20 protein-coding genes are annotated in these 19,086 nt (G+C 56.2%); 10 read left to right on the forward strand and 10 right to left on the reverse strand.

Features of this window, described 5'->3' with window-relative positions; genetic code table 11:
- The first annotated feature begins 191 nt into the window (after positions 1-191).
- From HEQ61_RS08765 to ftsY, 9 genes are all read left to right on the forward strand, one after another.
- A complete protein-coding gene (locus HEQ61_RS08765; RefSeq protein WP_245183217.1) occupies positions 192-785 on the forward strand; it encodes a DUF3576 domain-containing protein in 594 nt (197 codons plus the stop codon).
- Between the two features lie 153 nt (positions 786-938).
- Positions 939-3,518, forward strand: coding sequence for a leucine--tRNA ligase (leuS, locus tag HEQ61_RS08770; RefSeq protein WP_168020806.1), 2,580 nt, complete (start codon positions 939-941; stop codon positions 3,516-3,518).
- A complete protein-coding gene (lptE, locus tag HEQ61_RS08775; protein ID WP_168020808.1) occupies positions 3,505-4,092 on the forward strand; it encodes an LPS assembly lipoprotein LptE in 588 nt (195 codons plus the stop codon). The genes leuS and lptE overlap by 14 nt, the downstream gene beginning before the upstream one ends.
- Positions 4,089-5,123, forward strand: a complete 1,035-nt coding sequence (gene holA, locus HEQ61_RS08780; RefSeq protein ID WP_168020810.1) for a DNA polymerase III subunit delta — start codon at positions 4,089-4,091, stop codon at positions 5,121-5,123. Before lptE ends, holA begins: the two co-directional genes overlap by 4 nt.
- A gap of 62 nt (positions 5,124-5,185) precedes the next feature.
- Complete coding sequence (gene fdxA / locus HEQ61_RS08785; RefSeq protein WP_066136481.1) at positions 5,186-5,515, forward strand: ferredoxin FdxA; 330 nt, start codon at positions 5,186-5,188, stop codon at positions 5,513-5,515.
- Between the two features lie 414 nt (positions 5,516-5,929).
- Positions 5,930-6,424 carry a CarD family transcriptional regulator gene (locus tag HEQ61_RS08790; protein WP_168020812.1) on the forward strand — a complete coding sequence of 165 codons (495 nt, stop codon included), beginning with the start codon at positions 5,930-5,932 and terminating at the stop codon, positions 6,422-6,424.
- 118 nt (positions 6,425-6,542) lie between these two features.
- Positions 6,543-7,388 carry a diaminopimelate epimerase gene (gene dapF, locus HEQ61_RS08795; protein ID WP_168020813.1) on the forward strand — a complete coding sequence of 282 codons (846 nt, stop codon included), beginning with the start codon at positions 6,543-6,545 and terminating at the stop codon, positions 7,386-7,388.
- Entirely contained in the window at positions 7,385-8,674 is a 1,290-nt protein-coding gene (gene mtaB / locus HEQ61_RS08800) for a tRNA (N(6)-L-threonylcarbamoyladenosine(37)-C(2))-methylthiotransferase MtaB (protein ID WP_168020814.1), read from the forward strand. The genes dapF and mtaB overlap by 4 nt, the downstream gene beginning before the upstream one ends.
- On the forward strand, positions 8,674-9,795 hold the full coding sequence (gene ftsY / locus HEQ61_RS08805) for a signal recognition particle-docking protein FtsY (RefSeq protein WP_168020815.1): 1,122 nt from the start codon (positions 8,674-8,676) through the stop codon (positions 9,793-9,795). The genes mtaB and ftsY overlap by 1 nt, the downstream gene beginning before the upstream one ends.
- A 5-nt stretch (positions 9,796-9,800) precedes the next feature.
- On the opposite strand, the gene HEQ61_RS08810 is transcribed toward ftsY, so the two are convergent.
- The 8 genes from HEQ61_RS08810 to HEQ61_RS08845 form a co-directional block, all read right to left on the reverse strand.
- A complete protein-coding gene (locus HEQ61_RS08810; protein ID WP_168020816.1) occupies positions 9,801-10,496 on the reverse strand; it encodes a class I SAM-dependent methyltransferase in 696 nt (231 codons plus the stop codon).
- Positions 10,493-11,071, reverse strand: a complete 579-nt coding sequence (locus HEQ61_RS08815) for a low molecular weight protein-tyrosine-phosphatase (protein WP_322099231.1) — start codon at positions 11,069-11,071, stop codon at positions 10,493-10,495. Before HEQ61_RS08815 ends, HEQ61_RS08810 begins: the two co-directional genes overlap by 4 nt.
- Before the next feature lie 3 nt (positions 11,072-11,074).
- Entirely contained in the window at positions 11,075-11,839 is a 765-nt protein-coding gene (locus HEQ61_RS08820) for a hypothetical protein (protein ID WP_168020817.1), read from the reverse strand.
- A gap of 40 nt (positions 11,840-11,879) precedes the next feature.
- Positions 11,880-12,809, reverse strand: a complete 930-nt coding sequence (locus tag HEQ61_RS08825; RefSeq protein WP_168020818.1) for an L-lactate dehydrogenase — start codon at positions 12,807-12,809, stop codon at positions 11,880-11,882.
- Positions 12,810-12,903: 94 nt separating this feature from the next.
- Positions 12,904-13,584, reverse strand: coding sequence for a phosphatase PAP2 family protein (locus HEQ61_RS08830; RefSeq protein WP_168020819.1), 681 nt, complete (start codon positions 13,582-13,584; stop codon positions 12,904-12,906).
- Positions 13,581-15,272 carry an ArnT family glycosyltransferase gene (locus tag HEQ61_RS08835; RefSeq protein ID WP_245183218.1) on the reverse strand — a complete coding sequence of 564 codons (1,692 nt, stop codon included), beginning with the start codon at positions 15,270-15,272 and terminating at the stop codon, positions 13,581-13,583. The genes HEQ61_RS08830 and HEQ61_RS08835 overlap by 4 nt, the downstream gene beginning before the upstream one ends.
- Complete coding sequence (locus tag HEQ61_RS08840) at positions 15,253-15,813, reverse strand: helix-turn-helix domain-containing protein (protein WP_245183219.1); 561 nt, start codon at positions 15,811-15,813, stop codon at positions 15,253-15,255. The genes HEQ61_RS08835 and HEQ61_RS08840 overlap by 20 nt, the downstream gene beginning before the upstream one ends.
- 63 nt (positions 15,814-15,876) lie before the next feature.
- Positions 15,877-16,080 carry a hypothetical protein gene (locus HEQ61_RS08845; RefSeq protein WP_168020821.1) on the reverse strand — a complete coding sequence of 68 codons (204 nt, stop codon included), beginning with the start codon at positions 16,078-16,080 and terminating at the stop codon, positions 15,877-15,879.
- Positions 16,081-16,489: 409 nt separating this feature from the next.
- On the opposite strand from HEQ61_RS08845, the gene HEQ61_RS08850 reads away from it, so the two are divergent.
- Entirely contained in the window at positions 16,490-17,167 is a 678-nt protein-coding gene (locus tag HEQ61_RS08850; protein WP_322099237.1) for a helix-turn-helix transcriptional regulator, read from the forward strand.
- A gap of 127 nt (positions 17,168-17,294) precedes the next feature.
- Here HEQ61_RS08850 and HEQ61_RS08855 read toward each other — a convergent pair whose 3' ends face one another.
- Both HEQ61_RS08855 and HEQ61_RS08860 read right to left on the reverse strand, forming a co-directional pair.
- Positions 17,295-17,993, reverse strand: a complete 699-nt coding sequence (locus tag HEQ61_RS08855; protein WP_168020823.1) for a helix-turn-helix transcriptional regulator — start codon at positions 17,991-17,993, stop codon at positions 17,295-17,297.
- A 223-nt stretch (positions 17,994-18,216) separates the two neighbouring features.
- A complete protein-coding gene (locus HEQ61_RS08860; RefSeq protein ID WP_168020824.1) occupies positions 18,217-19,086 on the reverse strand; it encodes a 3-hydroxybutyryl-CoA dehydrogenase in 870 nt (289 codons plus the stop codon).

Below are 19,086 nucleotides of genomic sequence, written 5' to 3' on the forward strand. Positions count from 1 at the left end.
TGTGCAACGCTTTCTGTCGCCCCCGCAATATGAACAGGATGGGCGCTGTGAAGCCTTGATCGTGAAGTTCTGTCCGTGCAGACAGTTTTTCCGTTCCCCCTTTCTTGCAAGGACTGGTATAAGGGCGGGTATCACCGTCTGCGGCCCTGTGGCCCGGGCCCTGACCCGACAGCAAGAGTTTACGGATCGCTATGAAACGTATCGATAACATCCTTACCGGTTCTTCCGTTCGCGCCTGCCGTGGCCGGCAGTCCATGGCCACGGTGCTCCGCGCCGGGCTGGTTGCGTTTGCTGCATTGACCTTGACCGCCTGTCAGGGAACCGCTGTTGACAGCCGCCCCTATGAAAAGCGTGCCGATGGCAGCTGGGGCCGTGGCGAGGAAGAGCGCGACACCATCTTTGGCAAGGGTGGCATCAACTTGCTGGGCGGAAAGTCCAAGGATGAAGATGCCGGTGGTGCCGGTGTTGCCGTCAACGCATTCCTGTGGCGTGCGTCTCTGGACACGGTTTCATTCATGCCCCTGTCTTCGGCGGATCCGTTTGGTGGTGTCATCATCACAGACTGGTACACGCCTCCGGAAACGCCGAATGAGCGTTTCAAGGTCAATGTCTACATTCTTGGGCGTGCACTTCGCTCTGATGGCCTGAAGGTTTCGGTCTTCCGTCAGGAGCGTGGGCGTTCCGGGCAGTGGGTTGATGCCGCTGTTGCCCCCGCTGTGACGACCGAATTCGAGAATGCGGTCCTGACCCGGGCCCGCCAGCTGCGCAGCGCGGCTGGTTCCTGAGATCTTTTTGTTTTTGCCTGTTGAACGGGGGATGGGCCGGTCGTCGTGGTGCGGCGTTGCCCTCCCCGTTTTCCGTTTTTCCTGTTTCCCCGGCTGTAGTGTTCTGCTTTGCCCGGCGGTATGCAGGACAGAAATACTGCAAGGCTGATAGGTATGACACGTCCGGATCGCTATAATATCAAGGAAACGGAACAGAAGTGGCAGAAACGCTGGAAAGACCGGCGTTGTTTTGAAGCCCGCCCGGACCCGTCGCGCCCGAAGTACTACGTCCTGGAAATGTTTCCCTACCCTTCGGGGCGTATCCACATGGGGCACGTCCGGAATTATACCCTTGGCGATGTTGTCAGCCGCTTCAAGCGGGCGCGGGGATACAATGTGCTTCATCCCATGGGGTGGGATGCCTTTGGTTTGCCTGCAGAAAACGCGGCTATCGAGCGTGGTGCGCATCCCGGTGCCTGGACCATGCAGAACATTGACGCCATGCGCGCCCAGATGAAGCCAATGGGTCTTTCTGTGGACTGGCAGCGCGAATTCGCGACCTGCTCGCCGGATTACTACCGCCATGAACAGAAGATGTTCCTGGATTTCTTGAAGGCTGGTCTGGCCTATCGCAAGGAATCTTGGGTCAACTGGGATCCGGTGGATAATACGGTGTTGGCCAACGAGCAGGTGGTGGACGGTCGGGGCTGGCGTACCGGTGCCCTTGTGGAGCGGCGCAAGCTCAGCCAGTGGTTTCTGAAAATCACCCATTTTGCCGACGAACTTCTGGACAGCCTGAAAACGCTGGACCGCTGGCCGGACAAGGTCCGCACCATGCAGGCAAACTGGATCGGGCGGTCCGAGGGCGCGCGAGTGCGTTGGGCCGTACAGGGCCGGGATGATGTGATTGATGTTTTCACAACCCGTCCGGATACTCTGTTCGGGGCCTCTTTTGTCGCTCTTTCTGCGCATCATCCTTTCACGACATCTTTGGCTGAAAGCAATGCGGACCTGAAAGCATTCATTGCTGAATGTGATCGCTTGGGAACGTCGGAGGAAGCTGTTGAGACAGCCGAGAAGAAGGGCTTCGATACAGGGTTATGCGTTGTGCATCCCCTTGATCCGTCATTGAGCATCCCGTTGTATGTGGCCAACTTCGTGCTGATGGATTATGGCACTGGTGCTGTATTCGGCTGCCCGGCCCATGATCAGCGCGATATGGATTTTGCCCGCAAGTATGGCCTGTCGGTTCGGACTGTTGTAGCCCCCGCCGATGGTGATGCTGTTGCCTTTATCGCGCGTCAGGACCAAGTATCCGAGGCATGGACCGGTGACGGGGTTATGGTCAATTCATCGTTTCTGGATGGCCTGGATACAGCTGCTGCCCGCAGAGCTGTCATTGCGCGGCTTGAAGAATCGGGAGCCGGCGAAGGGACCATCCAGTATCGTCTTCGCGACTGGGGTGTCTCGCGTCAGCGGTACTGGGGCTGCCCGATACCGGTGATCCATTGTCCGGCGTGTGGTGCCGTACCGGTGCCTGATGCTGATCTTCCGGTGCGTTTGCCCGATGACGTTTCTTTTGACAAGCCCGGCAATCCACTGGAACACCACCCGACATGGAAGCATGTCGCCTGCCCTTCATGCGGAACGGCCGCGCAGAGGGAAACGGATACCTTCGATACGTTCTTCGAATCATCTTGGTATTTTGCCCGTTTCTGTGATCCCAAGAACAGCACGGAAGCCTTTGCCCGCGAGCTGGTCCGTTACTGGTTGCCGGTTGACCAGTATATCGGTGGTGTGGAGCATGCTGTGCTCCACCTTCTGTATGCCCGTTTCTTTACCCGGGCCCTTAAGGCTTGTGGGTATCTGGATCTTGATGAACCCTTTGACGGCTTGTTTACCCAAGGCATGGTTTGCATGGAGACCTACCGATCCTCTGATGGCCGTTGGCTTGAGAAGGGTGAGATAGACAAGGCGCCGAATGGGTCTTGGATGTGTGTGGCCGATGGCAAGCCCGTTGTGGTCGGTCGGTCCGAAAAGATGTCCAAGTCAAAGAAGAACGGTGTTGATCCGGACAGCATTCTTGAAGCTTATGGGGCGGATGCTGCCCGTTTGTTCATGCTCTCGGATTGTCCGCCAGAACGGGATTTTGACTGGAGTGATGCCGGTATCGAAGGAGCCTGGCGCTTTGTCAACCGGCTATGGCGCATGGCTGGAGAAGCTATGGCTGTGGACGCGGTCCCTGCCCTTCCCATTGATACATCCGCTGCCGGGGCTCTGGTACGTTTTACGCACAAGACGATAGCCCAAGTCACTGAAGATCTTGAACGGCTGCGCTTCAATACAGCGGTTGCTCGTGTCCGTGAGCTGGTCAATGCTGCTGCCGCTTTAGACAAGGCGGATGGCCAGGCCTGTGCCGCTTTCCGGTTTGCCGTGCAGACGGCTGTACGCTTGCTGGCGCCGATGACCCCTCATATTGCTGAGGAACTTTGGGAAGAGTTCGGGCATACTGCCATACTGGCTGAAACGTCATGGCCTGTTTTTGATCCAGCGCTCCTGGAAGATGAGACGGTAACCATGGCGGTGCAGGTTCGGGGCAAGTTGCGGGGCACGATTGAAGTTGCCCGTTCGGCCTCCGAGGAAGAAATCCAGTCTATAGCCCTGGCACTGGACACGGTTCAGGCCCAGATTGCCGGGCATCCTGTGCGGAGGGTTATCATTGTTCCGGGCAAGATTGTCAATGTGGTGGCCTGATCGAACCAAAGCGGTGCGGGCGGGTGTTCTGGCCTGTACGCTGTTGCTGGCTGGTTGTGGCTTTTCGCCCTTGTATTCGGCGGGTGAGACCCAGGATGCGGGAGTAGCCAGGCAGTTGGCCGCTGTGGATGTTGGTATTATCAATGACCGGAGCGGGCAGATTCTGCGCAATGCCTTGGAGCGGAAGCTGGAACGTGCGGGCGGTTCTGTTCGTAAGCGTTACAAGCTTGACGTCACGGTAACAGAAAGTCGTGCGGATCAGGCCTTCCAAAAGGGAGGATTTGGTACCCGGGCGTCTCTTCGTACTGTTGCGAAGGCTGTGCTGGTCGAGATTCCCGGGGTAGGCCAAGATCAGGCTGCCCCGGAAGACCGGACGGGAAAGTCAAAAGTTCTGTGGCGGGGCCATTCCCAGGCGCTGGTAGCCTGGAATCTGTTGCCCGAGAACTATGCTGCTGTGGTGTCCGAGCGCGATGCCAGGACACGGGCCATGGAGCAACTGGCCGATGATATTGCGCGGTCTTTGGCCGTGTACTTCTCTTCCGGGGTTTCCGGCGAGCGGGACCAGATGCCGTGAAAATCAGCGCAGAGCGTGCGGATGCCTTCTGCCAGCGGCCTGACTCGTGTGTCCGGATAGTCTTGCTCTATGGTCCGGATGAAGGGTTGGTGCGCGAGCGTGCCCAGACACTGGTGGCGTCTGTCGCTGGTGATCCGGGTGATCCCTTCCGGGTTTCCGAGTTATCCTGTTCGGGTGTTGCAAAAGACCTTGCCCGGTTGGGTGAGGAGATCTCTGCCCTTTCATTGACCGGGGGGCGGCGTGTTATCCGTATACGTGATGCCGGTGATTCACTGTCCAGGGGATTGGCTGATCTGGTAGAAGACTGGAGGGGAGATTCCCTTGTCGTTCTTCAGGCTGGTGTCTGCGATGCCAAGTCATCCCTGCGCCGCTTCTGCGAGTCCCATGCACTGGCTGCTGCCGTGCCTTGCTATCTGGATGAAGGAGCTGCACTGGAGGCTGTGATACGGTCGCATATTGTGCGTTCGGGTTTCGAGGTATCCCGCGATGCCATGGCCTGCCTTCTGGCTTGTTTGGGTGGCGATCGCTCGGTGACCCGGCAGGAGCTTGAGAAGCTGATCCTGTATGTTGGTGCCGGTGGTGGTACGATAATACAGGCAGATGATGTTCTGGCCTGCATTGGTGACGCTTCGGCCTTGGCCATTGATGATTTTCTGTTTGCTGTGGCCGATGGAGATATTGCAGGCTCGCAACGTCTCCTGGACCGGCTTTCGGGGGAGGGCGTTGTGGGAGTATCCTTGTTACGGGCTGCCGTGCGTCATTTCCAGCGCCTGCATCTGGTTGGTGGGGCTTTGGCTTCTGGATATGACCGCGACCGGGCTTTGGGCTTGTTGAAGCCACCTGTGTTCTGGAAGCTGAGGGCACGTTTTCTCGCCCAGCTCGCCCGGTGGTCGCCGACTCGAACTGTCCGTGCCTTGGACCTTTTGTTAGAGGCAGAGATGAACTGCAAAAGGACCGGCATGCCAGAGGTTGAAATTGTAGCGCGGGTTTTCCTGCAATTGTCCCGGGCCGCAAGGGTCAGGGGCGCGTAGTCTTCCCGGCCTGTTCTTGTAGCCGGGAGTTGATTGTCCACAAAGCGGAGATAAAGCCGCAGATGACGTACGTTGTTACTGAAAACTGTGTAAAGTGTAAGTACACCGACTGTGTGGAGGTGTGCCCTGTTGATTGTTTTTACGAGGGTGAGAATATTCTGGTTATCAATCCGGACGAATGCATAGACTGTGGCGTTTGCGAACCGGAATGTCCGGCTGAAGCTATTTTCCCTGATTCTGAACCAAGAGCAGCCGAGTGGGCTGAGTTCAACCGGGAGCAGTCCAAGCTCTGGCCTAACCTTACCCGAAAGAAAGATCCTCTGCCTGACGCGGATCAGTGGCAGAACAAGCCGGGAAAGAAAGATATGGTCAGCTTGAAGCCGGGGGGATGAATATCCCCCTCTTTCTTGCGCATCGGCCTGCCTCTGCGTTGGATGCATGCCACCTATGCATAATTGAAAGCCATTGATTTATATGGATTTATGTTGGGTCGTATTATTCCCCTACAGAATCTATTGTATTTTCGTCTGACGTTGCAGGGCCGTTCGTGGTATAAACGCTGTTGTTAGCCCGGGTTGTGGCCGGGTCTTTGTTTCTCGCCTTTGAATTTTACGTTCTTGGCCCGGAATGTTCCGGGTTCTTCTGGTTTTGGGCTTTTGACGGCCATGATTGACGGCTTTCTCCGCTTTTGGTGGAAGCCGGGTGGGTGTGGTTTTTCCGGGCCCCGTCTGTTTTTGGGAAGCGACTTCAAGCACTGGTCATGCGGCTGGTTTTGAACGTTTGTATTTGAGAAAGAGAGAACAAGAATGTCCAGCCTGACCTTTGCTGCTGGTGATTACGTCGTGTACCCTGCCCATGGCGTGGGCAAGGTTCTGGAAATCGAGAAGCGGGTTATTGGTGGTCAAGAGCTGGAGCTGTTTGTCATCAGCTTCGAGCGTGACCGGATGATTCTTCGGGTTCCGCTTGCGAAAGCCAAGGCATCGGGTTTGCGGCGTCTTTCAACCCGTAAAACCATGGATACAGCTTTGACCACGTTGACCGGGCGTGCCCGGATTCGGCGTGCGATGTGGAGTCGTCGGGCTCAGGAGTACGAGCAGAAGATCAATTCGGGTGATCCGGTTGCGATTGCCGAGGTTGTGCGTGATCTGTACCGGAATGCCAACCAGCCGGAGCAGTCGTACTCCGAGCGCCAGATCTATGAACAGGCGCTGGAGCGGCTTTCCTGCGAACTTGCTGCTCTGGAACAGATTGAAACCGATGCAGCGGCGGCCAAGCTGGAAAAGCTTCTTTTGGCAGCCTGATTGGTTCTATCCTGCTGTTTTTTTGATCTGGTGCGCCCGCTGTATTCAAGCGGGCGCTTCCGTTTTTGGGGAAGGCGGGGCATAGTCCGCGAGCTTGGGCAAAGAGTGAGGGTACGCGATGACCGGGGCGCTTCCGTTCCGAAAGATGCATGGTCTGGGGAATGACTTTGTTGTCATTGATGCCCGAAAGAATCCGGTGGCTCTTGCCCCTGGCATGATTGCCCGCCTTGGTGACCGTCGGTGTGGTGTGGGGTTTGACCAGCTTGTGGTTCTGGAGCCTCCGCAGCATCAGTCGGCGGCTGTTTTTATGCGTATTTTCAATCCGGATGGGTCCGAAGCCGGGGCTTGTGGTAATGCTACACGGTGTGTTGCAAGCCTGCTTCTGGGGGACAAGTCTGATTTATCCGCCATCCGGATCCAGACCCATGCCGGATTGCTGGAGGCTTTTCGTGACGTATCCATGGGCGGTGTTGTTGTCGATATGGGAGCCCCATCCCTGGACTGGCAGTCTATTCCTGTATCCGAGGCGGTTGACACGCTGGAGGTTGCCCTGTCCGTCGGCGATCTTTCCCGGCCATCCCTGGTGTCGATGGGAAATCCCCACGCTGTTTTCTTTGTCTCCCGTCTTGATGATGTGCCCCTTGCTGTTCTGGGGCCACGCATCGAGAGCTATCCGCTGTTCCCGGATCGTACCAATGTTGAAATTGTCGAGGTCTGCTCCCGTGATCATCTGAAGATGAGGGTTTGGGAACGTGGCGCCGGCCTGACGCCTGCATGTGGATCAGGGGCTTGTGCTGTGCTGGTGGCCGCTGTGCGGCGGGGGCTTGCCGACCGCCGGGCCCGTGTTGTTTGCGATGGGGGGGAATTAACCATTGAGTGGCGTGAATCCGATGGCCACGTTCTGATGGGCGGGCCGGTTGCTTCCGTGTATACCGGTCTTCTTGATGAGGCCTTTACAAGATGACAGAATCCCTTGCCGTTGATGTATCCCGTGCTGTTGATGTACAGGATGAGCCGCACCTTGTAACGTTCGGGTGCCGGATGAATACCTATGAGTCCGAGGTGATGCGCGAGCATGCGCGCGCTGCAGGGCTTGGCAATACCGTTATCGTCAATACCTGTGCCGTCACGCGGGAGGCGGAGCGCCAGGCCCGGCAGGCCATTCGCAGGCTGCGCCGGGAGAACCCCGGGGCCCGGATTGTGGTGACGGGTTGTGCCGCCCAGCTGGATCCCGACAGCTTTGCCAAGATGCCCGAGGTTGACCGCGTTCTGGGGAATGCAGAAAAATTGAAGGCGGAGAATTGGCGCTTTGGTGCTAACCAGCCGGTTCTGGTTGATGACATCATGACGGTGAGGGAAACCGCCGGTCATCTTCTGGGGGGATTTGAAGGGCGTGACCGTGCCTTCATCCAGGTTCAGCAGGGCTGTGATCATCGTTGTACGTTCTGCATTATCCCCTTTGCCCGTGGCCCCAATCGTTCGGTTGCCCTTGGCCCTATTGTCGAGCAGGTGCAGCAGCTTGTTGACAAGGGATACCGGGAGGTCGTGCTGACCGGTGTGGATATCACTGCCTATGGTCAGGATTTGCCGGGCAAGCCGCCCCTTGGGCAGATGGTGCGTCGCTTGCTTCAGCTGGTGCCGGATCTGCCGCGTCTGCGTCTGACATCCCTTGATCCTGTCGAGATCGATCCTGACCTGGTTGATCTCTTTGGCTCCGAGCCTCGCTTGCTGCCCCATGTTCATCTGTCAGTTCAGGCTGGTGATGACATGATCCTGAAGCGGATGAAGCGCCGGCATCTTCGTCAGGATGTGCTGGATGTATGCGCGCTGCTGCGTAGCCGGCGACCGGATGTCGTGTTCGGAGCTGATCTGATCGCGGGCTTCCCGACCGAAACAGAGCCCATGTTCGACAACACCCTGCGTTTGGTGGAAGAGGCAGGGCTGACCTATCTGCACGTTTTCCCCTATTCTGTTCGTCCGGGGACACCTGCTGCAAGGATGCCGGCTGTGCCCGGTGATGTGATCCGCGCCCGTGCATCCCGCCTTCGTGAAGTGGGAGCCTTTGCTCTGTCGTCCTTCCTGGAGAAGCAGGTGGGGCGCACCCTCTCGGTTCTTTTCGAAACCGAAACAAGTGGTCATTCGGCCGAGTATGCGCAGGTGCGTGTTGCAACGCCGGTCCAGCCCGGGGTTATCCATGCGGTCCGGATTATGTCTTCGTTCGGGGTTGGTCTTGAAGGAACGGTTGTCTGATGAGTGAACATGACGTGTCGGTGCAGCGCAAAAGCTGGTTTGGGCGGCTTTTGGGTCGCGGTGACAGCAAGGTGTCTTCCTCGGAGCTTGATCAGAGCGTCGAGGCTGATCAGGCGTCTGTCCAGCCCTCTCAGCCAACCGATACGGAAGCACCGGCTGTTCCTGCTGATGATCCTGTGTCTCCGGTTCCGTCCGGAAAGGGCTGGTTGCAGAGGCTGCGTGACGGGTTGTCCCGTTCTTCGGAGCGTCTTTCTTCTGGAATTGGGGATCTTTTCCTGCGCCGGCGTCTGGATGATCAGGCTCTGGAGGACTTGCAGGATTTGTTGATTACCTCTGATATCGGCGTTGCTACAGCGACCCGCCTGACTGAGGTTTTGGCACGGGAACGATTTGGCAAGGATGTGACATCGGAAGAGGTCCGTTCCGTTCTGGCCGGTGAAATGATCCGCATCCTTGAACCCGTTGCTGTTCCCTTGGTTCCGGATTCTGCGTGTCGGCCTTTTGTGATCTTGGTTGCCGGGGTCAACGGAGCCGGGAAGACGACCACAATTGGAAAGTTGGCCCGTCAGTTCCGGGATCAGGGTTTGTCTGTGACCCTGGCGGCAGGCGATACCTTCCGGGCTGCGGCCGTGGAACAGCTGAAGGTGTGGGGAGAGCGTACAGGCTGTCCTGTTGTGGCCCGCGATTCCGGTGCTGACGCTGCTGGTCTTGTTTTTGATGCCCTGCAGGAAGCGCGCGCTCGTCAGGATGACGTGCTTTTGGTTGATACGGCAGGCCGTTTGCATAACAAGGTTGGCTTGATGGAGGAGCTGGCAAAAATTCGCCGTGTCCTGTCCCGTATTGACTCACAGGCCCCACACAGCACGCTTCTGGTTCTGGATGCAACGGTTGGCCAGAATGCCCATCAGCAGGTTGAAGCGTTCCGCCGGATGGTGGATGTCAGCGGGCTTGTCCTGACCAAGCTGGACGGAACAGCCAAGGGCGGCGTTGTGGTGTCCTTGGCGGCAACATATGGGTTGCCGGTGCACTACATCGGGGTTGGAGAGACAGCAGAGGATCTGCGACCGTTTTCTGCGACTGATTTTGCCCGCAGCCTGATGGGGCTTCCAGATCACGGCTGAGACTTTTATACCTGAATATGTTCCGGATCTGTTTTGGTATCAAAATGAACCAGGATCGTGAAGTCATCGGGCAGGTAGTCTTCTTCCAGCCGTACTGATCCTTGTCCCCCTCTGTCCTTGATCCATGTGTGTGCTCTGTCCAACCATAGGGCTGGATCTGCGTAGAACATCGGGCGCTTTGTTCTTGCCCTGTGGTGCAGAAGATTGAAGGCAAGCCCTTTTTTGCATGTTTTAGAAAAGCGGTCCAGGGTGTTCCTTACATAGTCTTCCCAGACCTGGGGGGGCGTATTGTCATGAAAATTAAAGGTTCCGGACACAAATCCATAGTCAACGCTTTCTGTGTTTCCCCTCGCAAGAACAAAATGTGCCCGCGTATCGTGGCCCGTACGCTGCCGGGCGAGGGTTATCATTTCTGTTGAGATATCGTAGCCGACATAGCGGGCAACAGGTGGTGTCTTGTGATCCTTGATCCTGTCCCACAGGGCACCCCACCCGCACCCCAGATCGCTGACGGAGACGGGGATATCCGGGGCGGCGGGATCCAGAAGGGAGAGGAGGACATCAAACCGCCGGTGCTGAACCTCTTCGGTAGACCAGCCTACCCCAAGAGGCGTATCTCCCTGAACCCGTACAACCCGCCCGTACCGGGTGGCGATGGCACGTACAAAGGGGGGCAGGCTGGGGAATGCAGCCTCTGTCATGAGGTTGGAATGCCTGTTTTCGCAAGGCGTTGCCGGATGTACTCAAGCAACCCGCTGCAGCCGTCTTCTATCATCTCGAACACTTTTTCAAAACCGTCCGGCCCGCCGTAGTAGGGATCGGGAACATCATCAAGTGACCGATTGCGGGCAAATTCCAGAAGCCGCCGTATCTTATCCGGCCCCACGTCCCTGGGTCTGATCGTATGGAGCATTTTCTCGTGGCTGCGATCCATGGCAATGATCAGGTCAAAAGCCCGGAAATCGTCAGGCTTGACCTTGCGTGACCGTATTGTTGACAGATCAACGCCACGTTGAGCCGCTGTTTCGCGGGATCGTGCATCGGTATATTCACCGACATGGGCTGCTGTTGTTCCCGCTGAGTCTGTCCGGATATACTGGCTCAGCCCTTCTCGTTCCACCAGTGTGCGGAAAACCCCCTCGGCTGTTGGTGAACGGCAGATGTTCCCTGTGCATACAAACAGAACGCAAATATCTTTACTGGATGTTTCCTTGTCCTGAAGGGGCATTTGTGTTCGTCTCTCTTCTTGCGTTGCCTGCGCTATGGATCGCGCCACAGGTTAGGACCCATCTGTTTGCCCCTTCACAGGGCATACCCCGTCTGATGCTCCTTCCACCCATCGGGCGATAACGCTGCGCAGGGCACCATCATCCCATGGCATGGCTGTTTCCTGATTGTTCGGGAAACCCGGAACCGGATCTGCCGTCAGGCTGAGCACGGAGGCAAAGCGTTGCCCGTTGGTTTCGTTGACAAAGATTTCCAGACGGGGAAATGGATCGCCGCCGTTTGCAAACGTATTTGTCCCGTATGTGATGGCAAACCCGCGCGTGCCGAACAGGCTTGGAGCCCGGTGAGCAATGCGACCCTTGCGGCAGAATGTTGATTTCTCGAGAAGGGATACCGCTACCTCTGATTCTGTTGGCAGACCAACAGCATCGTCCAGTCCCGCAACACCGGATATCACATCAGGAACGGGCGCTGTTCCTTGATGTGCATCTGCCGGCTGGGGCGGGGCTGACATGGTTGCCGTGCCGTGTGCCGCCTTGGCATCTTTTGGCGGTGAGGCTTTCTCCGACTTGGCCGGTTTTTGGTCCTTCATCTCGGCGGGTTGTTCTGCGGCCTGTGTTTCAGGTTCTGCATTGGCCGATGTTGCCTCGGGCGGTGGCGGCGGCGGTGACAAGGCCGAGACCATGGACGGAATCGCCGGTTCCTCTTTCTTGGGTCCCAGATCGATAAAGAATACAGCCAGACCGGCCACTACCGCTGTCAAAACAAACGCGGCGAGCCAACCAAGCAATCCGGATGATGTACGCTCTTCTTCCATAGAGCCGATATTTCACGATGTTATGGCGCTTGTCACGTCTTCAGGGTGTGCGTCCCGAAGCTTGGACAAGTACGGCAGCGGAATTCCGCAATTCCGCCCGTTCCACGTCATCCAGTTTTGGCATCAGGGTGCCGGCAATACCCTTGGCGCCGACAAGCCGGGGCAGGGAAAGGGCCACGGGTCCGATGCCTTCCACGCTGTCCTCGACGCGGGATACCGTCAGGATGGCATCCTCGTCAGCGCGGATGGCCTGGATGATACGTGCAAGCCCGCCACCGATGCCAAACCACGTTGCTCCCTTGCCTTCAATAATCCGGTACGCAGCACGCCGTACGCCGGCATCAATGCGTTGACGGACATCCTTGCTCAGCGGGCGCCCGACCTGTTGCGCGACATCAGCCAGTGGCACACTGCCTGCCGATGCGGATGACCAGCACAGGACTTCTGAGTCACCGTGCTCCCCCAGAACCCATGCATGGATGGAGCGCGAGCAGATCCCCAGATGCTCCCCCAGCAGCGCACGGAAACGGGCACTGTCAAGAATTGTACCTGATCCAATGACCCGGTCACGGGGAAGTCCGGACAGGCGCCATGCCACCTCGGTCATGACATCAACCGGATTTGTGGCAATCAAGAGTACCGGATCGGGGACGACATTCAGGATTGCTGGAATAATATCGGCAAAGACGGCTGTGTTGCGTTCCAGAAGTTCCAACCGTGTTTCGGTTGGTTTCTGGGTCACGCCGGCGGTAATGATGACAACACCGGCACCAGCCAGGTCTGACCAGCTTCCCGCCCGCACGCGTGCGGCGTGGGCAAAGGGCGTTGCATGAAGAATGTCCTGGGCCTGGGCTTCGGCCATCCGTGCATTGTGATCCACCAGCACGATTTCACTGGCATCCCCCCGCATCACAAGGGCATAGGCCGCTGCGCTGCCGACCATCCCGGCGCCGATGATTCCGACCTTCATCACAAACCCCTATAAATTATGTGTGTACAGGGGAGGACGTAGCACAGTCTTCTCTCTTGTTCCAGTGTCTATACGGTTTTTCTGGCTTGCTGAATCAGCGCACTGTCAGAGACGTTGTTCTATTCTGTTCGAACCAGCGGTGTACGCCTACGGTTATGACGATTGCCAAGGTTCCCCCCATGACAATGTCGGAAAGATAGTGAGCGGTCACTACGACACGTGAGAAACCGACCAGGCACGCTGTTGCCCCCCATACAAGCCGCCAGCGTGGGAACAGGAACCACAGGGCAGCCATGGATGCAAAAATCACCTGCGCATGACCGGAGGGGAAAGACGTGTGCCCTGAAAACGGCGCAAAACCATACAGATCCTCGGCAAACAGCATCTTCGGGCGATAGCGGCCAAAAAGCTGCTTGAGGACGGTTACGGCCAGCCCTGATGCCACCAGGGCAGTCAGTGCAAAAATGAAGCGGCGTGTCCGGGCCCGCCATACATCATACCGGTCCATGGTCAAGGCCAGCTTCGATGCCGACAGACAAATCAGGACCGCCAGAAGGAACCCGATATACCAAGGCCACCCGAGCCCAATTTCCGTTACAAAGGAAAAAAAGTGCCCCATGGGTGTATCCCGCATGTCACGCATAAAGAAGGCTAGAGGGCGGTCAATTGTCCACTGCAAAAGCAGGGACAGGATGAAGGCGCCAAGCAGTGCGGTTGTGCACGGCATGTTGCGGACCCACGCCAGCCATGAACGTGCGGGACCATGACCTTTCATTCCGGTATTTTCCCTTTAATAAAGATATGAAGCACAACAGGCTTCCCGCGTGAGTAATTCAGGCCGCTGATGGTAGTTGCTTCCTGTATATCGGGCTGACGGGATGCCATAGACAGAAAAGCGGGAAGCTCTCTTTCCTCTATAGCAGCGGCGCCTGCTTTTCCCTGTATAAGGGATTGGGCTGCGCCCGCCGCATCCTGCAACAGGGTTTCAGTTCCGCACAGGAAGACAAGGCTTGGTTCATGATAGCCAGCTGCAGCAAGGCGTTTGCCCGGTGCATAACGATCAACGGCAGAGGCAATTTCTTGGCTGACCCACAGGCTTTTCAGGCTGGGCAAGAGAGTTCCGATGATCATCGGGAAGGCCACGGCAGCTCCCGCCATGGCAAAAACAAGCGCAGGCAAAAAGTGCTGGCGCACGATACTACGCCACACCAATAGCATAACCCCACCCAACGCAACAGCAGGCAGGAGTGACCATAAGAACAACTCACCCTGGAGGTATATGGGCAGGGCAATAGCTGCTCCAGCCAGTCCGAGTCCGACCAGACTCCAGACTCCGTACCACAGCATGGGGGAAAGCCGCGATAAATCGGCGCGCGTTGAGTCGCGAACGGCCAGAACAGTTGTTGCAATCATCAAGGCCAGAGGTGGGTACAGCGGCAGCGTATAGTGAGGCAGCTTGGTTGGAATCATCTCCAGGACCAACCACGCAGGGATAGTCCAGGCGAGGAGGAAACGCAGCCCGGGCAGGGCACGCTCTTTCCACGAACGCCACACCGCAGGCCACAGAAACAGGGACCCGGGCCAAAGCGTTACCCCGACCAGAAGCAGGTAATAGCCGGGCGGGGCACCGTGGCTTTCCTGCCCGCCGAGCAGTTTGGGAATCAGGTCTTCTTGTATGGCTCGTGTTATGAAAGCGCCTTCCGTTTCCGCAGAGACGGCTGCCATCCACGGGGCGACCATGGCGATGCTGAGCACCACTCCCATCACGGGGCGTAGACCGTGCAGCCATGATGCCTTGCGATCTGCCAGACACAAGCTTATGACCGCCAGGATGGCAATCATGGGCGTGACCGGTCCCTTGACCAGAATGGCTGCACCCATTGCAAGCCATAGAGCCGGAGAGACCCATGACGGAGCTGCTTTCCCGCCACAGGACTGCATGTAAACCATTCCCATCCCACCCATGACGGCGGTGGTCAGGGCAAGAAGGACGGCATCCGTTTTGGCCAGGTGGCTTTCGCTGAACAGGAGCAAAGAGCTTGCCATGACCAAGGCGCCGACAAAGCCAGTGCGTCGGTCAAATAAGGTGCTGCCGAATCGGAATACCAGAAGTACTGTGGCCAGTGCAGCAAGGAACGATGGAACGCGATACGGCCACACTGCGGTATCGGCGGGATGGCTGAACAGACTGACGGCAGCAGCTTGTAACCAATAAATCCCGACAGGCTTCTTGGCCCGTAGCTCGTCCTGGAATCGAACAACAATGTAGTCGTTGCTTTCGGCCATTTGCCGCGTGGCCTGCACAAAACGAGCCTCATCACGGTCCATGACCGGAAGCATTGCCATGCCGGGCAGATACAGGGCGCAACACAGCAGGGCTAGAATAACCCAAGGCCGTATACCGGAAAGCAGGGCTTGCACAGACACCTCGTTGATGAAGAGGTCAGGGGTCAGGATGACCAAATGCCGGTTTTACCCGAGAAACAGGCGCACGCAAAGTCTTGTTGCCTTTTCTGCACGATATGGAGATCCGCTGTATTTTACCCTGCATGATGCGTTGTTTCATAGAATACTCTATGCGCTTTTTTTCTGCTTCATGGTGTGTGTCAGCCAGCGTACGCGTCAGATCAAAAATCTGACGACGGACAGACTTTTTGTTGATCTTGTTGAATGCAACCAGAAGAGATACAAGCTCGCGGGTTAATTCAGGTACGGATTCTTGCTGGTGTGCCTCTTCACGGGACATCGCATCGGGTAGATCATCAAAGAAATAGGTTACCGGGACTCCCAGCGCCTGACTGATATCCCACAGGCGGGATGCGCTGATACGGTTTGTTCCCCGCTCGTATTTCTGGATTTGCTGAAAGGTCAACCCCAGCGCATCGGCCAGAGTAGTCTGGCTGATGCGCTGTACGGTGCGGCAAAAACGGACCCTGGCGCCAACGTGTATATCAACCGGGTTTGGTTGACCTTCGCCGTACCCATAGGAATTCTCGGTTCTCATTGACGTTTTCATTGTTTAATGTCCTATCGTTGTTGTTTAACGTGAAGTGTGGTGTCATAGTACCTATGGTTGTGAGGTTGTGTAGCGGTTCAGGGCATCGGCGATGGTTTGTGCGATGGCTTCGTTTTCATGACCCGACAGCGTGCAGACCGGGTTCCCGAAGGTCATGGCCAGAAGGCGCCCGTCGGTGTCGTACCGGCAGAGCGTACTACGGTAGACACAGCGTCCCTGTGCGTAGAACGGTTGTTCAGTATTATGGTTGCTCATGGTCTTTTCCTTGGCACACCTTCCGTGTTCAAACGTCACAGCATCGTCAATTGCACAGCATACCGCTGCCCCGACGGCAAAGACGCGGGGCGCGGATCCGGCTTCGATACAAGCAGACGAAAAAGGAAGGTTGTGTACAGACAGGTGCCGGCTGTCTGTAGATGGGCGGGCACGTTATCATTGGGTATAATCAGGTCTCTTGCTCATGGTACCAAATATGTTTTTCTGTTTTCCTGCTGACAGGCGAGCGAGACATGCATGCAGCCAAAACTTCGATGGAAAAGGTTTGTTTCGGTTGATACGATGCTGCTGTTACAGTGCAGGGATGTGTTACTACACCATCATGTAGTAATAAAAATTGCAAGTTTTTCCACACCCTTGTCAGGGGATTGTTTCGGTGGTTGAAGATGTGAAGAGTCTAGTAGACTGCAAAAGCACGAAAGAATTATTTGAAAGCATTTGTTCTGAGGCATCAGGCTTGGGGTTCGAGCATGTTGCCTTTCTTGGTGTTGCCGGTGATGACGCCGCCTCCTTCGCGCTTGGCTACCCCTTTGTTTTGTCATCGCTTCCAGTGGAATGGCAGCGGAGGTATATTGATTGCTCGTACCATAAGCTCGATCCGACTGTGCGTTTGGCTCCGTTTGGATCCACGGTCATGATCTGGAGCAAGCTGCGTCGTCTGGCGCCAGACTTTTTTGACGAAGCTCGTTCCTTTGGTTTGTGTACCGGTCTCTCGGTGCCTGTCCGTTTGCCCCGAAGGGTCTACCTTCTGAGTTTTGCAACGGCGCGGAAAGAAGAGGTAACCAAGCCTGTCCGGTCTGCTCTGGCAGGATTGTCATTTGGTTTTGTGCAGGAGTATGTCAAAAAATCTCCGCCGGTTCCTGTGTCCATTGATTTGCACGAGAACACGCTGAAAATTTTACATATGTCCCTTGCCGGATTTTCCAACGAGGCCATGGCAGCCTCTCTTGGTATGACTGTGCATGGCATTTCCTGGCACTTGCGGGATGCTAGGGAAAAGCTACGATGTCAAACAACGCTGCACGCATGTGGCAAGGCGTTGTCTCTTGGCTTGATAGATCTGTAATTTTGTTATGCAGACACTGCGTCCGGCTTAGGCAACGCTGCAAGAAGTCACGCTTTTGCCTGGAAGATGGGACCATTCTTGCGGCGTTGCGCTTGTCGTCAGACTCTCATGCTCCGCAGGTTAATATTCAAGTAAAGATCGTTATAAGGCCTGCGCTCTTGCGATCAGATTCTTGTATCAATGCCGGAGCACGGTGTCGTTTGACTGCGTTCTGAAGGTGTCTTGAGACTTGATGTTCGGTCATTCCCAAAGCATAGGCGATATCACCACTTGAGAATCCAGACAGGGCCATCTCTAGTATTTTTGTGTTTTTTTCCTGCTCTCTGTCCCGCTTCGCTGCATGTTGATCAGCATGCATGTAGTCCTGCAGAAAACGGAAGGCCATGCGCTCAAGGGTTGATCGGGTATCTGCCTCGATCAATGTGTCCCTAGCTGTTGCAAAACTCACAACATAGAGACGCTGGGAGACATGGATGGGAATTGTCAGACCAGCACGTAAGCCAAAAGTCGATGCCTCGTTGAAGAAATCGGTATTCAGTGTGCTGACGGCTTTCCAGTCCATGGTGGTATCGCTGGCCGGAGCCAGATAAACTACGGGATCAATTTCATGATAGGCTCTTTCCACATACCTCTGCACCCATTCCCGTGGATAGGATCCCGCGATGAGGGGACAGCCTGTCTCTTTCATCACGGTCTCTTCGCCCTCGATACCGCCAAAGGCAGCAAACTCGAACCCCAAGGCCGAACAGTCGCTCAACAGATCCTGGAACAACGGGCTAATATCTTTGTAGGAGTTTACGATCTCAAACCGCTTGACTGCTTCCACAACTGTTGTCCCCTGTCCTGACAGCCGACTGGACGCATAGCGCTGACTGTAGCGCGGGTCAAATGCTCCGGCTGGTATTTTTGTGTGTTCTCAACACAAAAAATACCAGTATGCGTTATGAATTCCAGAAAAATATTTAAAATACCCCTATAGAGTGTTTGTGTACCGCGTACACTTTTCGTCCAGACTGAACCAGATAAAGGATGTAAGGCCCTTGTGCCTCTTAGCGGGTCGGGACTGGTTTCTCCCCTGAATAGTCATAGAACCCGCGGCCGGTCTTGCGGCCAAGCCATCCCGCTTCTACATACTTCACCAGCAGTGGGCAGGGGCGGTATTTGGTGTCGGCAAGTCCCTCGTGCAGGACATGCATGATAGCCAGGCAGGTATCCAGGCCGATAAAGTCTGCCAGTTCCAGCGGCCCCATCGGGTGGTTGGCTCCAAGGCGCAGGGCGTTGTCAATGGACGTGACCGACCCCACTCCTTCATACAGTGTATAGACTGCTTCATTGATCATGGGCAGTAGGATACGGTTGACGATAAATGCCGGAAAATCTTCGGCAGAAACGGCGGTCTTGCCGATTCTTCCGGTAAATTCGTGCACCTTGCGAAAGGTTTCTTCATCTGTGGCAATGCCACGAATCAGCTCCACCAGCTGCATAACCGGGACCGGATTCATGAAGTGCATGCCCATGAAACGGCCGGGGCGGTCGGTTGTGGCACCAAGTCGTGTGACCGAAATCGACGATGTGTTGGTACACAAGATGGCATCGGGCTTGAGGGTGGCGCAGACGGCGGCAAAAATCTTTCGCTTGATGGACTCGTCTTCCGTTGCAGCTTCGATGACCAGATCAGCGTCCGGGAATGCGGTGGTGGTGGACGTGCTGATGCGTGCCATGGCGGCCTTGACCTCGTCCTCGGTCAGATTCCCTTTTTTCTGCTGGCGTCCAAGATTGCGTTCAATCAGGTCCACCGCCTTGTCCAGTTGCTCTTGGCTCAGGTCAACCAGCTTGACGGTATAGCCTGCCACGGCGCAAACGTGGGCAATGCCGTTTCCCATTTGCCCTGCCCCGACAACACCAACGGTCTTGATCAT

It is taken from the genome of Haematospirillum sp. H4485, from assembly GCF_012102745.1.
Taxonomy (GTDB): Bacteria; Pseudomonadota; Alphaproteobacteria; order Rhodospirillales; family Rhodospirillaceae; genus Haematospirillum.